This window comes from Halomonas sp. QHL1, assembly GCF_001882345.1.
Classification (GTDB): domain Bacteria; phylum Pseudomonadota; class Gammaproteobacteria; order Pseudomonadales; family Halomonadaceae; genus Vreelandella.
This window is the reverse complement of the sequence record NZ_MINL01000001.1, coordinates 3,274,778-3,291,133: the sequence shown is the minus strand read 5'-3', so window position 1 is coordinate 3,291,133 and position 16,356 is coordinate 3,274,778. Positions and strand designations below refer to the sequence as shown.

The window sequence follows — 16,356 nt, the reverse complement described above, 5'->3', positions numbered from 1 at the left end:
ACTAAGCTTTCTTTAGCGTGGCAAAGAGTCCGCAAGCCAGCACCGCTACAGACAGTTCATGACTGTTGCGTATTGTTCCCTCTGGGGATCTTTTAAGGCCAATACCGACATATTCTTGGCGTCGATCAAGCACATTATCAACAAAAATCGGAAACGGATCCAGTTGGAATGTGTTAGTGTCTTTTTGCTGATAAAGGCCATTTGATTTTAGCATCTTGACGAGCCCTTCAGGCGCATTTTTTAAGGCAATCTGTATATATCGCTTTGGCACATTAAACAGAGAAAATACCTGTATAAGAAAGGAGCAGTGATGCTGATGACTCATTAGTAGCTGCCGATTCTTACTGATTAAAAAAGGTAACTCACCCAAAATGACGCTATCATCCAAGCTCACCAACCGGCTCTCTTCTAGCCCTGTTACATGCTCAATAAGTCGGCGCCACGCCTTTTCGCCTACTTGACGTAATAAAATATTGGGATGGTTCGCCCCACTTACCCAAGCATCGCTTTCCCCTTTTAATTTAAATCGCATATGTGATTCGGCTTCGCGAACGATTTTTGCAATGACTTCTGTATCCTCTGGATTAAGATTAACGTGCGACCCTGCACGCTCGTAGCTCATGCCCAGCCCTACAAACCGTAGTACTTTCCATAAAACCATAAAATTTAAACGAGTGTAACGAACGGAAATATCGGTTGTTTCAAGCGCCGGCATTTCAATACGCGACAATGTCTTGGTATTTAAAACACCATCAATATTTCTTGCACGCACATGAAGTACGGGGGTTAGTTGATCCGCCCAATCAGTTAGCACGTGACTGTAATTTAACGATCCAGTACGCGGATGACGATGCCCCATCAATCTCGCCATGGCCATACCGCTGCGTCGCGATACATGACTGTAGTGGCCCAACACCTGCTGACGTATGAACTGTGGATCAAGGTGACCGCTTATCGATTCTGTGAGCGGTGTCTGTATCCCAAATAACGATGGCGCTAAGGTGTTATAGAACGCGTGCCGGCAATGGTGCAGCGTCATTCCCCTACTCGCCGTCCCATTGCGCAGTAACTGAATCAACACCGGGCTCACCTGCGCTGCCCAGTGAACAAGCTTGACTTGGCTCTCGTAAAGTTCACCCAATAAAGGGCGTTTTGAATCGTTACCCGCCAGCGAGTGAAAGCGACTTAACACATGATTGATGAGATCCTCTTCGGCTGGATCTAGTGCAAAAAGCAGTGGCACTGCGCGGCGACTGGCGTCGCTTTTGAGTTTTCGCTGCGCGTTATCACGCACCAGCACCCAACGGATATCGTAATGCTCACACCAGTCATTGCGCTCTAGCCCTATCGCTTCTTGCGCGCGCAGCCCAAATCGAAATGTCAGTAACAGCACAAACCCTAACAGCAGAAATTTCTCATCGTGTTGGCTTTGCCATTTTGATTGCAAAGCGGACTGACACAGGAGGTATTCACTTTGTATCAACATCCCTGCGCGAACGCTGCGGCGATCATTCTCGATAGCTAATTCTTGCCAATCAGGGCTTGCCACCCCCAACGTTTCCACCCACGCATGAAAATCGCGCAACCGATGACTGAAGTACTGCGCATCTTGCGACGTCAGCTCGACGAACGTCAGCATTTTAGCGTAAAGGTGCGTGATCTCCTCTTCGTCAAAATCGAGGAGATCCACCTGGTAGCCAATCTCAGCGAATGCTGATTTCAGTGCTGAGAAATACCGCGTTAATGAGCTTTGCGCATAGTCGTTGCGTTTGCCGACTTTGCCTCGCCGCATAATAAAACTCATCCACCTCACTAATAGCAGGACGCAGGTACTGACGTGCCCGTCGTATGCGCTGCTTAGCTTATCAATTTGCGAAGCCCCCTGGCGAAATTGCCGCTTTGTATACCCTTTCAGAACCTCTTGGACTTCTTCATAAAGCCGTTGCGCATTGGCCTGCTGCTCCACTTTGTTGAGATGGCGCCAACGAGACGTTTTTGTGGCCGACACATTGAGTTCACTGTCTGCACTATCGCCTTGGGTAGGAAATGCTAACCTAACGCCCTCTCGAATCCGTAGCTCATCGTGAAGCGGTAAGCTCGTCGAAAGAACACGTCCACCTAGCATGCCTGCCACCATGCCAGGCAGTGATAAGAGATTTACTTGATCCATCAGGTCACCCAAGCTTGCAAACAAGGCTTGAACGCTTGTCTCCGCTATGTTCGGCAAATGCCCTTTCAATGCATCAGGGGGTGGAGTGATAGTGGCTGGCATCAGCACTTTGTTTAGATCGATTTCTTTTTGAATTTGCTGCCCGGCGGCTAGCAAAGATGCCGTCTTATAGCTGATACGGTGGCGCTGAACGGGTGCGAAGTAATTGTCCAGTTCCAGGCTTTCGCTATACTCAAGCAAATACTCTTGCTTGTGCTGAATGAGTCGATAATTACGCCCTCGGGCTACATCAAGCAGCATACGTTGATAACTAATGCGTTTTTCTAAGCACAACAAAAGCGCCCCAACGCTCAAAGCGCTCAATTTAGAAAAATGCGCTTTCAGTACTTTCGCTCGAATGTTATCCGCCCACCGCTTTAGCTCTGGCCACAATAAAAGGGCCTCTGAAGCCTTGCTGGACAGTAACGATTTTTCAGCCGACGCCTCTGCCACGCGCTTACTGATACCGTGCTGGTGCCGGTTACCTTCCTCTTTCAAGCACCGCAACAGCACTGACAACCGTAGCGATGCATAGGTATGTATCACCGAACCACTTCGATGCAGCATACGCTGAACTAACACATCCATATCGTCCTGTGTCAGCTCCTCCCATGCTCTGCGACTCATATATATTGCGATATCCGCTTCAGCCGCTTTACGTTCTCGCACCATCGTTTGGCGTCTTTCGTATTCTCGCTGGCACTGACCAAACCGACGGTTCGCCAGTGCCTTTTGATAGTGCTCATCCGTAGCACTGCTCGGCGGAGGCGTTAATGCAGGCAACACCGAAGGCAGCGTGGGAGGACAAAAACCTAACTCATCAAAGGCGGTGTTCACAGCATCGGCATAACTGTGCGCATCGTCTGTCCAGCAACGCGGCGAAAAATCGCCGTAGGTCGCCACACTACGCTCCGCATGCCCCATCCACCCATCGACCACTTCTGCCGGCACCTTCAAATAACGCAGCTGTTGGGCATAGCGATGTCGAAACACGTTGCCGGGCAAGGGCCACTGAAAGAGAGGCACCCCGGGCACGTCGGTGCTTGTCATGGAGTGCCATACCAGCGAATCATCCAACAAGAAGAACAGCGGAAGTGCTGGTACATCGTTATTATCCAACGTTTGATGTATCGCACCTGCCAGCGCAGCGTTTTCGCTTTTGAGTGTTTGAGCCAGCCATTGCAAATGCGTCACGTAACACTGCAACAGCTCAATCGCTCTTTCTGGTAACGGCACCATCCGGCTACTTCGGCGCCCTTGGTCGATTTTATCGTTAAGATATAAACAACGTGCTGCTTGGTTGAAGTGTCCCAGCGACTCAAATGGGTCTTTAAGATATCGGCCGCCCGAGGCTGCATAAAGTCCCATGACACAGTATTGAGCCAGGACGTTGTGATAGTGAATGAGGTCACCATCGGCGCTGTCTTCAACCATTGCCCTGGCGTTAGCAATCTCTTGACGCAACACCGTCGTGATTGGCGAGAGACGGCTACCAATCAGATTCACGGAAGGGGGAAATGATGTTGAGGTGGAGAGCGATAGAGACAGCCCTTTTTCAATCGCAGTTATATCCCATGTCGCATAGCTGCATGCGCCTGGCAACCCTGCGTTGGGGTAAGCGGTTAAAAGCCGCGCCAAATGGGGATCGTGGGTGTTATCAAAGACGGCTTGTCCCCAGACCTGCGCCAATTTAGCGCTTGTTACTCGGGGAAAATGTAATTGGGTCTGCTGATAAAACCAACGTTCCAAAGGCAGAGTGTTCTCCCACATATCCCCTAACGTGGCGAGCGAAGCTTGCTTCGCGTTAGCGGCTCGCTGGAGGATCGCAGTGACCTGTTCCGGCAGTTCAACGGAGAGCACTTCTCTTATTGAGTGGACATAGTCGAGTGATTCGCTATTGGGTTGCCAGGCATTCCCACGTCGAGGTGATTTCCGCGCTATCGATGAAAAATCACGTGTCACTGTCCATTCATCACCCGAGTCATCATCTATCTGAAACTGTGCAGCAAAATAGAGGGAGCGTGAGAAGCGAACTGATAGCCATACCATCACGGCGCCGAGTTGCTCTACCTCATCTGTTGAAAATAAACATTGATCCACCCAGCTAAGCAGCTTTTCTCGCTCTGGCGGTAGTAGCTTTTCCCAGCTCCATGGCAAAAAATGCGATGCTTCTGCCGTTTGTACAAAATAGCTTCGGCTAGCTAATTGTTGTTCCGCATCGCTATCAGAGGGATCTACCCTTGCAACATAGACCCCCTCATCCTCTGGGTCTTGATCGGCATCTTCTTCTTTTGGATACGCGTAAAATTCGTACTCGGTATCTTCACTATGCTCATCAGTTTGATGCACCAACGGGACGGCAGACGGCAAGAACCGATCAATACGTAAGAGTGATGCTATTGCCTCATGATTAATGGGATTAACATCTTGACGCGCAATAGCAGTAATGGCGTTGAAAAAGCGGCTGTAGCTCTTGTCATCAGGATAATCAAGACGCACCTCATCAGCGGCAAAAATGAACGCATCGTTAACCCGCTCAAGTGTCGGCTCATGCTGCCCTACAAAACTGCGACACCGCCTTAAAAGCGCGTCTATCACACGCCATTTTTCATCGTAGGGCCCTAAGGTCATAAAGCGGCTTACTTCACTGATATTGCGGTCCGCGATACATCTTTGATGAGCAATGCGCTGTGCTGCGTGCACCACAAACCATAAACGCAAAAGACGACGCCAAAACAGCAGGTAGCCTTCGGTCGACTTTGCCTTACCATCAGCCAGCGGATTAGTGAGCAACGTAATCAAAAACGTTTTATTTTTTACACCCCCTTCCTGAAACTGACGCTTGTTTTGTTCTACGGTGCCGACATGAGGTACTTGTGAGTAGTCACGAGAGATGTCTGGCGATGCATTGAAATGATTAGTAAACCGCTGCAGTTCATTGACTATCGGGTCGTCCGCCCAAAGCGAGAGAATCTCGACCGACTCAGGGTGAGAGCATTCCCTTACAAGATTGGCAATCGCGTCATTGCGGGGACTTAGTCCTAGGGCGTGATAAATGACCTGTAGCACATCGAGCAAACCGTCATCATGCGCCCAGGCGACTAGCTTACGATACCGCTTCCCGAGACTTAAGGTCACTGCTTCCAGTTGCTGGCTGTGACAATCTCCAATGTCTTCCCGTGTCATTAATAACCCTTACGTCCAGAAGCGGCATTTGCCGAAAACCGCTCTATCATAAGGTTTAAAGCCATTTTTAACCATTTTAGGACAAAATAAATGTCCTTAAATCATCAGTCTCATAACCGTCATCGGTTCAAATCCGGTCCCCGTTACCAATATTTTGAAAGGCAGATCAGTTACTTACTGATCTGCCTTTTTTGTGTTTGTTTGTCTACTAGCTTGCCGGTTTTTTTCACTTGATCACCAGGAAACCTAGTTACTTACAATTAACACTCAATAGCATTAACGGCTAATCCGCCTTTGGATGTTTCTTTATACTTATCCAACATGTCTCTCCCTGTATCGCGCATGGTACGAATCACTTTATCTAACGATATAAAGTGAGTCCCATCGCCGCGTAATGCCATCTGAGCGGCATTGATCGCTTTTACCGTGGCGATAGCGTTGCGCTCAATACAAGGGACTTGAACCAACCCTCCAACGGGATCACAGGTTAATCCTAAATTGTGCTCCAAGCCGATTTCAGCCGCATGCTCGACTTGTTCGGGTGTTCCCCCCATTACATCGGCCAAGCCAGCTGCTGCCATGGCACAAGCCGATCCGACCTCCCCTTGACAGCCTACTTCGGCGCCGGAGATCGAGGCATTTTTCTTACAGAGGATGCCAATGGCGCCTGCCGCCAGCAAAAAATCCACCACGTTTTTCTCACAGGCGTTGGGCTGAAACTTCATATAGTAGTGTAAAACGGCTGGGATAATGCCTGCAGCGCCGTTGGTGGGCGCCGTTACCATGCGTCCCCCTGCGGCATTCTCTTCGTTAACGGCGAGGGCAAAAATGTTCACCCACTCCATCGCTGAAAAGGTTGAGGCTATCAGACAATCGTTCTGCTCTGCTGCTTGAAGACGCTGGTGAAGTAACTTAGCCCTACGCTTAACTTTTAACCCCCCCGGCAGTATCCCTTCGTGGGTTAATCCATTGTCGATGCATTCACACATCACTTGCCAGATACGCCACAGTTCGTTTCTGACCTCCTCCTCCGTCCGCCATACTTTCTCATTTTCCAGCATCAGCCGGCTGACACTTAGCTGCTCTTTTTTACATAGCGCCAAGAGCTCGTCTGCCGTATCGAAGTTGTAAGGAATGGTAACGCCACCCAAATCGTCCAGCGGCATATCCACCTGGGCCTGTTCAACCACGAAGCCGCCGCCCACCGAGTAATAGGTATTTTCATACACCAAGTCGCCCTGATGCGTAAAAGCCGCCAGCTTCATGGCATTAGGGTGATGCGGCAAGCTCTCTTCATGAAAATAAAGGTCACTCTCCCAAACAAACGTCACTTCTTTTTGTCGGCCAAGCTGTAATGACTGGCTCTCTTTAAGCGCCTGAATGGCTGGCTCAATAATCGAGGGATCTATTGTGCTAGGGCGTTCACCCATCAATCCCATAATAATCGCGTGATCGGTGGCATGTCCGATACCTGTGGCGGATAACGAGCCATAAAGATGGACTTCAAGATGCCCTACCTCATCGAGCAGGCTGTTTTCGCGCAGGGTTGTGACATACTTAAAAGCCGCCTGCATGGGCCCGACGGTATGGGAACTGGAGGGGCCTACTCCAATCTTAAAAAGGTCGAAAACACTGATAGGCATTGGAGCACCTCTTGACGTATAAACAGGGGAAAATCAGGCGATGCCTGACAATTTCATATAAGTTATTAATGTGATGGTAAATAAAACTAATCTATCTTTTATCGATGATATTTTTATATTTATAAAACAGTACTTTTAGGCACGACTTATCACACATAACTTCTTACATATAATAAGGGGTTACATATCGCTTTGGGAAAAGCTTAGCAACGACAGCAACCCAGTTATAAAAGCGCGCTCAAACTGTTTGCGTTTATTAACAAAAGCACCAGGTAACAAGCATTAATTACAAAAAGTCTAGTTACCAAAAAACTAGTTGCCAAAAACGACTGTGCGCCCTGAATAAAAGAACACGCGGCGTTCCAAGTGATAGCTAATCGCTCTAGCCAGAGTCAGGCACTCGATATCCCGCCCCTTGGCAACCAGATCCTCTGGGTAGTGGGTGTGATCAACGGGCTCGACCCCTTGGGCAATAATTGGCCCTTCATCAAGGTCATTATTAATGTAGTGGGCCGTGGCCCCGACCAACTTAACCCCTTTCTCATACGCCTGATGATAAGGCTTAGCGCCTTTAAAACCGGGCAGCAGCGAGTGGTGAATATTGATCGCCCGTCCGGCTAATAGCTCGCACATGGAAGGTGAAAGCACCTGCATATACCTTGCTAGCACCACCAGTTCAGCGTTGGTTTCCGCGATGATTTCGCGTACCTGGGCCTCCTGCTGCAGTTTCGTCTCGGGCGTGATCGGCAGGTAGTGGTAGGGCAAATCGTGCCATGCTGCCAATGGCTCCAGATCAGGATGATTGGAAATCACCGCTTTGATATCCAGAGGAAGCTGTCCTGTCCGATAACGGTAGAGCAGATCATTCAAGCAGTGATCGGCCTTGGAGACCATAATCACGGTGCCGGTGCGTTTGCCAGGGGCCGTCAATTCGAACTGCATATCGAATTCGTTTGCCCGCGCTGAAAAATCGGTGTGAAAGCGCTCTTCATGAAACTCATCTTGCTCTGGGCGAAACTCGGCGCGAATGAAAAAGCGCCCGCCTAGCCGATCATCGAAAGAGTTGAGTTCAGTGATGTAGCACTGCTGCTCTTTTAGAAAGCGTGTGACGACGTCCACCGTCCCCAGGCGACTAGGGCATTGGGCGGCCAGGATCCAGGTATCGCTCATTCGGCTCATAGTGCATGCTTCTCAGTTAGCGGCAGACCGTTGCAGAAGATCATAGCGGCCGGAACAGCGTTCCGGCCTGCCCGCTTATTGTTGTACATTGACGCCATACTCTGCCGCTGCATCCAGCAACCAGCGGTAGCAGTAGTCGGCAAAGCTGCGTCGCACCACTAACTCCCAGCGCTCTTCACTGGGACGACGCAGGATAGTGGTCGCCTTGGCGAAGACGGTAGTGACACCCTTTCCCACCGGGAAATTGCTGGGATGAACATCGTAGATCACCGTTTTCATCAACAGCTCTCGGGCTGCTTCGCCGGAAAGCTCTAGCAACGTCTGACCACCGCTGACATCACTAATAGCGAAATGGGCATCCCCCAGATGCTCACGCAGCTTCGTCTCCAGCGGGAATTCCTCGCCGCCGGGCACGATCACCAGCCACTCGTCCGGGGAAAGCCACTGAATAGAACGCTCGCCGCTGGCATCTTGTACCAAGGCCTGGGGTTGTCCAGGCAAGCTGATTCCCAGTACGTCGCGCACCGCCTCATCGAGCACGATGGCGCCGCCCCGTAGGATCAAATGCCCAAGCATTGCCCGCTCGCGTAGCTGAAGCCAGCTTGGGCTGCCGGCCTGGGGCGCACCGCTGCGACGATAGCTATAGGCTAACGGGGACTCTACCGGAATAGCGGTATCAGTACGGGAGTCGAAGGTGGCTGCGTTAGACATTTTGGCGCTCTCCCTTGGGGTCGTAGAAAATGGTGCTGACGATTTCAGCCTCATGGGTTTGTCCATCCGCCATGGGCAGGTAGACCGTCTCACCCAGCTTCTGGTGGCCGCCCTTCACCACCGCCAGCGCAAAGCCTGAATCCAGAACCGGGCTGTAGTAGCTGGAGGTGACATGACCCACCATCGGCATAGGGATCGCATGCTTGGGATCAAGCACGATCTGGGCTCCCTCTTCGAGAACCACCTTCGGGTCTTTCGGCCTGAGTCCCACCAGCTGCTTGCGGTTCTCACGCTTGGTGTCACTGCGTATCAGGGCCCGCTTACCAATCCATGAGTAGGGCTTGTCGTAGCCGATCGCCCACTGCATACCCAGGTCTTCCGGCGTGACGGAGCCGTCGGTTTCCTGGCCCACGATAATAAAGCCTTTTTCAGCGCGCAGAACGTGCATGGTTTCGGTGCCATAGGGCGTTAAACCATACTTCTCGCCATGCTTGAACAGGGTCTGCCACACGTGCATGGCGTAGTTGGCTTGCACGTTGATCTCAAAGGTCAGCTCGCCCGTAAAGGAGATGCGAAAAACTCGGGCAGGCACCCCCCCCACTTTCCCGGACCGCCAATCCATAAACTTAAAGCTATCTCGATCAAGATCAATGTCACTGATCTCGGCGAGCAGCTTGCGCGCTTCCGGGCCAGTGATGGTCATGGTGGCCCAGTGGTCAGTCACTGAAGAGAAGTAGACATCCAGTTCCGGCCACTCGGTCTGATGCCATAATTCCAACCATTCCAGGATCGCGGCAGCGCCACCGGTAGTGGTAGTCATCAAAAAGTGGTTTTCAGCAAGACAGCTGGTCACGCCGTCGTCGGTGACCATACCGTCATCTTTGCACATCAGGCCGTAGCGGCACTTGCCGACTGCCAATTTCTCCCACTTGTTGGTGTAAATCCGCGCCAGGAATTCACGCGCATCTGGCCCTTGAATATCGATTTTGCCAAGCGTCGAGGCATCGAGGATACCGACCTTTTCGCGCACGGCCAGACACTCGCGAGCCACCGCCTCGTGCATCGTCTCGGCCTTGCCATTCACCTTCTGTGGGTAGTACCAAGGGCGCTTCCACTGACCGACGTCCTCGAACTCGGCGCCACGCTCCACGTGCCACTGGTGAAGCGCGGTGTAGCGTTCGGGATCGAACAGGTCACGGCAGTGGCGACCAACAATGGCGCCGAAGGTGACCGGGGTGTAGTTGGGACGGAATACCGTGGTGCCCACCTCTGGAATAGAGCGGCCCAGGCAACGAGCCGCAATCGCCATGCCGTTGATGTTGCCAAGCTTGCCCTGGTCCGTACCGAAGCCCATCGCGGTATAGCGCTTGATGTGCTCGATGGACTCGAAGCCTTCCCGGGTCGCCAGCTCAATGCCCGCCGCGGTGACGTCGTTCTGCAGGTCGACGAGCTGTTTGGGACCACGCAGCGTGGGCTTCTCGTGAGGCACCTGGAAGAGAGCCACCGCAGGCCCTTGCTGAAGCTGCTCGGCGCTCGGCAGGCTGACCGTCTGGGCGGCATGACCCATGGCGGCGGCCGCCTTGATACCAGCCTCGACACCTTCCGCCAGCACGTCACACAGCGCGTAGCAGCCATTGGCACCGCCACAGGCCTGAACTCCCTTCACCAGCCCCGGTACGAAGCCGAGAATATCGTCGCGCCAGGTAGGCCGCGCGCCAGTGTGGGACGCCAAGTGAATCACCGGGCTGTAACCGCCGGAGCTGGCGATAGTATCGCAGGCCAACTCCTGAACCGGGCCGCTGACTTTGAAAGCCTCAATATCGATCTTGGCGACCCGTGCCGCGGTGACCCGGTTGCTGCCCTTCGCCTCTATAACGGCGCTGCCAGTAATAATCTTGATGCCCTGGGCACGGGTGGCATCCACCCAGTCGCCCGCCGGCGCCTCTCGGGCGTCCACGACAGCGACGACCTCGCAGCCGGCCTCGTTCCAGTCCAGGGCAGCGCGGTAGCCGTAGTCGTTGCTGGTCGAGAGCACCAGCTTGCGGCCCGGCGCCACGCCATAGCGGCGGATGTAGGTCGAGACAGCGCCCGCCAACAGATTGCCCGGAACGTCGTTCCCCGCGTAAACCAGCGGCCGCTCGTGGGCGCCTGTGGTTAGGATTACCTGACCGACGCGAACTCGATGCATACGGGAACGCACCTGGCGGTGGCCATGGACGACTGGGGCTGTTTCGCCCAAGTGCTCGGTACGCCGCTCATGCAACGTCACAAAATTGTGATCGTGATAGCCGTTGGCCGTAGTGCGCGACAGCAATGTGACGTTCTCACAGCCAGCTAACTCTGCCAGCACCCGAGCAACCCACTGGTCTGCCGGCTTGCCATCCAGAGTTTCGCGGCTATCCAGTAGTGAGCCCCCCATCTCCTCCTGCTCATCGGCAACGATCACCCGTGCACCGCTGCGCGCGGCGGCCAGCGCTGCCGCCAGACCCGCGGCGCCAGCGCCAACGACCAGCACATCGCAGTGTTGATGAAGGTGATCATAGCTGTCCGGATCAACTTCCATGGGGCTGCAGCCCAGACCAGCCGCCATACGGATGTACTTCTCGTAGGTCAGCCACATTGAGGCCGGCGCCATAAAGGTCTTGTAGTAGAACCCCGGCGGCATGAACTGCCCGCTCAGTTTGCCGATCAGGCCCATCAGGTCGCGTTGTACGTTCGGCCAGCCGTTGGTGCTGCTGGCGGTCAGGCCGTCATACAGCGCCTGCTGGGTGGCGCGTACGTTGGGTACCTGGGCCGCTTCGGTGCTGCCCAGCTGCACGATGGCATTGGGCTCTTCGGCGCCTGCGGCGACGATGCCGCGGGGGCGCGAGTATTTAAAGCTGCGGTTGACGATATCCACGCCGTTGGCCAGCAGCGCCGAGGCCAGGGTATCCCCGGGATGCCCTTGGTAACGCTCGCCATTGAAGGTGAAGCTCAACGTGTGGGAGCGGTCGATACGGCCGCCCGTGTTAAGGCGGTACATTTGTTGCTTTGACTGGCTCATGCCCGCACTCCTTCTTTTTGGCTTACCGCGTGGGCCAAGCGAGGCTGGTTCTGGCTACCGGCGGTAATCGACGGCTGCTCGCCCATTTTGTAGGTCTCGAGAATCTCGTAGCTCACGGTATGGCGCGTCACGTTGAAAAACTTGCGGCAACCCACCGCGTGCACCCACATCTCATGGTGAACGCCACGGGGGTTATCGCGGAAAAACAGGTAGTCACCCCATTCTTCATCACTACACGCCTCGGGCTCCTTGGGTCGCTCGATATGCGCCTGGCCCTTGGGGTGAAACTCCTCTTCCTCACGGTGTTCGCCGCAGTAGGGGCAGTAGATATAGAACATGCGGATACTCCTCTCGTATGAACCCTAATGAGCCACGCCAGCAGCGCCGTGCTCGTCGATCAGCGCACCGCTATGGAAGCGGAACATGGAGAACGGCTCGGCGATGGGGTGCATCTCCCCCCTAGCCAGGCTGGCGGCAAACACATGCCCCGATCCCGGCGTCGCCTTGAAGCCGCCGGTGCCCCAACCGCAGTTGAAGTACAGGCCTTTCACCGGTGTCTTGGAGATAATCGGACAGGCATCCGGGCAGGTATCGACGATGCCGCCCCATTGGCGGTTCATGCGCACCCGCGAGAAGATAGGGAACATCTCGACGATCGCCTGGAGCGTGTGCTCCACGGTGGGATAGCTACCACGCTGGCCATAGCCGTTATAGCCGTCGATGCCTGCACCGATGACCAGGTCGCCCTTGTCGGATTGGCTGACATAGCCATGCACATGATTAGACATCACCACGGTATCGAGAACCGGTTTGATAGGTTCGGAAACCAGCGCCTGCAGCGGGTGGGATTCCAGCGGCAGGTTAAAGCCGCCCATCTTGGCGAGCACGCTGGAATTACCGGCGGTCACGCAGCCCACGGTTTTGGCCTCGATGTCGCCACGGTTGGTGTGTACGCCGTAGATCTGGCCGTCACGAATCTTGAAGCCGGTGACTTCGGTCTGCTGGAGTATATCTACGCCATGGGCGTCAGCTCCCCGAGCATAGCCCCAGGCCACGGCATCGTGACGCGCCACACCTGCCTGAGGCTGCCAAGAAGCGCCCAATACTGGGTAACGGGCGCTGGTTGAGCAGTCCATAATCGGCACCAGGTCCTGTACACCACGGGCATCCAGCACCTCGCCGTAGATACCGTTCAAGCGGTTGGCGTTAACCCGACGCTGTATATCGCGCATGTCTTGGAGGGTATGCCCCAGGTTGAGCACACCACGTTGGGAGAACATCACATTGTAATTAAGATCCTGGGAGAGGCCTTTCCACAGCTTCATGGCATGTTCGTAAAGGGCTGCAGCTTCGTCCCATAAGTAGTTGGAGCGCACGATGGTGGTATTACGGGCAGTATTACCACCGCCCAGCCAACCTTTTTCTATTACCGCCACGTTCTTGACGCCGAACTCTTTAGCCAAGTAATAAGCCGTAGCCAAGCCGTGGCCGCCACCACCGACGATGATCACATCGTACTGCTTCTTAGGCGTAGGGTTGCGCCACTGGCGCTCCCAGTTCTCATGGTGGCTCAGCGCGTGCTTGACCAGGCCGAAGCCGGAATAGCGTTGCATAGTGGTCTCCTCTCAAGCAATGGCTTCGACGGCTTCAGCGGCGGATTCAACGTAGACAGGGTGCTGGGCACACACGTCGGTCACTTTGGCCAGCAGCTCGGCTTCAATGGAAGCGGTGTCGCCACCAGTGGCTAACGCGTCCAGGATGTCGCAAATCCATCCAGCCAGTTCACTACACTCTTGGGCATCGAAACCGCGAGTGGTGATCGCTGGGGTACCAATACGCAGGCCGGAAGTTACGAAGGGACTCTGAGGGTCGTTGGGAACCGTATTCTTATTGACCGTGATATGCGCGCGGCCAAGTGCTGCATCCGCATCTTTACCGGTAATGCCCTGGCGGATAAGGGAGACAAGAAAGAGGTGATCGTCGGTACCACCAGACACCACGTCATAGCCGCGCTCAACGAATACATTGGCCATCGCTCGGGCGTTATCAATCACCTGCTGTTGGTAGCGCACAAACTCCTGGTTCATGGCCTCTTTAAAAGCCACCGCCTTAGCGGCGATCACATGCATCAGCGGGCCACCCTGCTGGCCCGGGAACACTGCCCCATTGAGCTTCTTGTAGAGCGCATCATCGCCATGGGCGGAGAGAATTAAACCACCCCGTGGGCCGCGCAGCGTTTTATGAGTTGTGGTGGTCACCACATGGGCGAAGGGAAGCGGGCTTGGATAAAGGCCAGCGGCAACCAGGCCTGCGACATGAGCCATGTCAACCATCAGCCAAGCGCCTACCTCGTCGGCGATGGTGCGAAAGCGCCGCCAGTCCACAACGCGAGAGTAGGCGGAAAACCCAGCGATAATCATCTTCGGCTGGTGCTCGCGAGCCAAGCGTTCAACTTCTTCATAGTCGATCTCGCCAGTTTCTGGTTTGAGGCCATACTGTATGGCGTTGTAGTGCTTACCCGAAAAGTTGGGTGCAGCGCCATGGGTTAAGTGGCCGCCGTGGGCCAGACTCATGCCCAACACGGTATCGCCTGGAGATACTAGCGCCATGAAGACGGCAGCATTAGCCTGGGCCCCGGAATGTGGTTGCACATTGGCATAGTTGGCACTAAATAGGTTACAAGCTCGCTCAATTGCTAGAGCTTCAACCTTGTCAACGAACTCACACCCGCCGTAGTAACGGCGACCTGGATAACCTTCTGCGTACTTGTTGGTCAGCTGTGTGCCTTGCGCTTCCATAACAAGTTTACTGGTGTAATTTTCGGAGGCGATTAATTCAATATGCGCTTCTTGGCGAACCGTTTCTTCAGCAATTGCTTCAGCAAGCAACGTGTCGTAACTGGCCAAACGTGCATTGGGGGAAAAATTATTCTGAAGCATTACCGCCTCCTGATGAGTCACTTTTTTATTAAGTGCTGAACATACTCTTTAATGCTGATAAACCCAGGTCGCTTTCAACCAAAGTCACTATCAACGCGTTGTTACCGCGATACTATCGTTGGTGTGCGGGCCCAAGATGCTTGCCGACGTCACCACGCGATGTATTTGCGACATCGGCAAGATTTAGCCAATAACACGACTGACCCCGCCAAAAAAAGCAAAGCGCCCTAGACGGGAAGTAGCCGTTTAGGGCGCTTAAAACTAGGTAGCAAGGTGCTTGCCGGGGCTAAAAATCGACGACTAGATCCCCCTTCGGCCGGCTGCAGCACGACAGAATATAGCCTTCTTCGACATCCTCATCGGTAATACCACCGTTATGTTCCATTTCCACCTCACCTGATTTGAGTTCTACTCGGCAAGTACCGCAAATCCCCATTCCACAAGCCTTGGGGATATGCAAACCAAGCTTTGCCGCCGCCGCATGAACCGTCTCACCAGCCTGGATACGCACACTTTTCCCTGAAGAGGCGAATTCGATGCTGTGCAAGTCGCTGGTGTCGACATTTTCGGCTTCGACCTCTGCCTGTTCGGCCAGCTCAAGTACATCTTCACGCACTTCAACCGGCGTGGCGCCAAACGACTCTTCGTGGTAGTGATTCATGTCAAAGTTATGATGTCGCAGAATACTCTTGACGGCATTCATATAGGGGGTAGGGCCGCAACAAAATATCTCTCTCTCCATAAAGTCCGGCACTATCAACTCAAATAGTGGCTGCGTTAGGTAACCACGGTAGCCGGCCCAGGCCTCGCCGATATCCTCTTTGTTCTCGCAAATAATATGCAGCTTGAATTCAGGGATGCGCGAAAACATATGCACCAGCTCACGGTGATAAATCACATCACGCGGGGCACGGGCACTGTGTATGAACTCAACGTCGACAGCGGCGTTGGTATCAAAAAACCAGCGCGTCATGGACATCAAGGGCGTAATGCCCACACCGCCAGAGAGAAACAGCACTTTCTCGGCGGGGTAATCAATAGAATTAAAATTGCCAACTGGCCCGTGCACGGCCAGCTCATCGCCCACCTTCAAGTTGGCATGTAGCCAATTGGATACCTTTCCTCCCGGCACCTGCTTAACGGTGATGGAAAAGCTGTAAGGAATAGAGGGAGAACTGGAAATCGTATAGGAGCGCATGATCGGCTGGTGATCAATCTCAAGCTCCAGCGTGACGAACTGACCTGGCTTGAAGAAGAACAGCACAGGCTGCTCGGCCATGAAACAGAACGTGCGCACATCCTGGGTTTCCTGGATCACCTTGACGCAACGCACCTGGTGGCGGCCGTTGGTCCAGGTTTGGGTCGTGACCGGATTGAAGAAATTAGTTGTCATTGTCGCCTCTGCCTGACCAGCCTTCATCACCATGCATCGCCGAACCGTATTTG

Annotated in this window: 9 protein-coding genes; all 9 read right to left on the bottom strand. The window is 53.7% G+C overall.

Features of this window, described 5'->3' with window-relative positions:
• Position 1 precedes the first annotated feature (1 nt).
• Complete coding sequence (locus QHL1GM_RS15105; protein ID WP_071695195.1) at positions 2 to 5,395, bottom strand: hypothetical protein; 5,394 nt, start codon at positions 5,393 to 5,395, stop codon at positions 2 to 4.
• A 260-nt stretch (positions 5,396 to 5,655) separates the two neighbouring features.
• Positions 5,656 to 7,038, bottom strand: coding sequence for an L-serine ammonia-lyase (locus QHL1GM_RS15100; protein ID WP_071695194.1), 1,383 nt, complete (start codon positions 7,036 to 7,038; stop codon positions 5,656 to 5,658).
• A gap of 312 nt (positions 7,039 to 7,350) precedes the next feature.
• Positions 7,351 to 8,217 carry a formyltetrahydrofolate deformylase gene (gene purU / locus QHL1GM_RS15095; RefSeq protein ID WP_071695193.1) on the bottom strand — a complete coding sequence of 289 codons (867 nt, stop codon included), beginning with the start codon at positions 8,215 to 8,217 and terminating at the stop codon, positions 7,351 to 7,353.
• Positions 8,218 to 8,292: 75 nt separating this feature from the next.
• Positions 8,293 to 8,928, bottom strand: a complete 636-nt coding sequence (gene soxG, locus QHL1GM_RS15090; RefSeq protein WP_071695192.1) for a sarcosine oxidase subunit gamma — start codon at positions 8,926 to 8,928, stop codon at positions 8,293 to 8,295.
• A complete protein-coding gene (locus QHL1GM_RS15085; RefSeq protein ID WP_071695191.1) occupies positions 8,921 to 11,971 on the bottom strand; it encodes a sarcosine oxidase subunit alpha family protein in 3,051 nt (1,016 codons plus the stop codon). Before QHL1GM_RS15085 ends, soxG begins: the two co-directional genes overlap by 8 nt.
• Entirely contained in the window at positions 11,968 to 12,309 is a 342-nt protein-coding gene (locus tag QHL1GM_RS15080; protein ID WP_071695190.1) for a sarcosine oxidase subunit delta, read from the bottom strand. The genes QHL1GM_RS15085 and QHL1GM_RS15080 overlap by 4 nt, the downstream gene beginning before the upstream one ends.
• Positions 12,310 to 12,333: 24 nt before the next feature.
• A complete protein-coding gene (locus tag QHL1GM_RS15075) occupies positions 12,334 to 13,584 on the bottom strand; it encodes a sarcosine oxidase subunit beta family protein (protein WP_071695189.1) in 1,251 nt (416 codons plus the stop codon).
• Between the two features lie 12 nt (positions 13,585 to 13,596).
• The gene (glyA, locus tag QHL1GM_RS15070) at positions 13,597 to 14,910 is read right to left on the bottom strand and encodes a serine hydroxymethyltransferase (protein ID WP_071695188.1); all 1,314 of its coding nucleotides are present in this window, start codon (positions 14,908 to 14,910) and stop codon (positions 13,597 to 13,599) included.
• A gap of 286 nt (positions 14,911 to 15,196) precedes the next feature.
• Entirely contained in the window at positions 15,197 to 16,303 is a 1,107-nt protein-coding gene (locus tag QHL1GM_RS15065) for a hybrid-cluster NAD(P)-dependent oxidoreductase (protein ID WP_071696017.1), read from the bottom strand.
• Between the last annotated feature and the right edge of the window lie 53 nt (positions 16,304 to 16,356).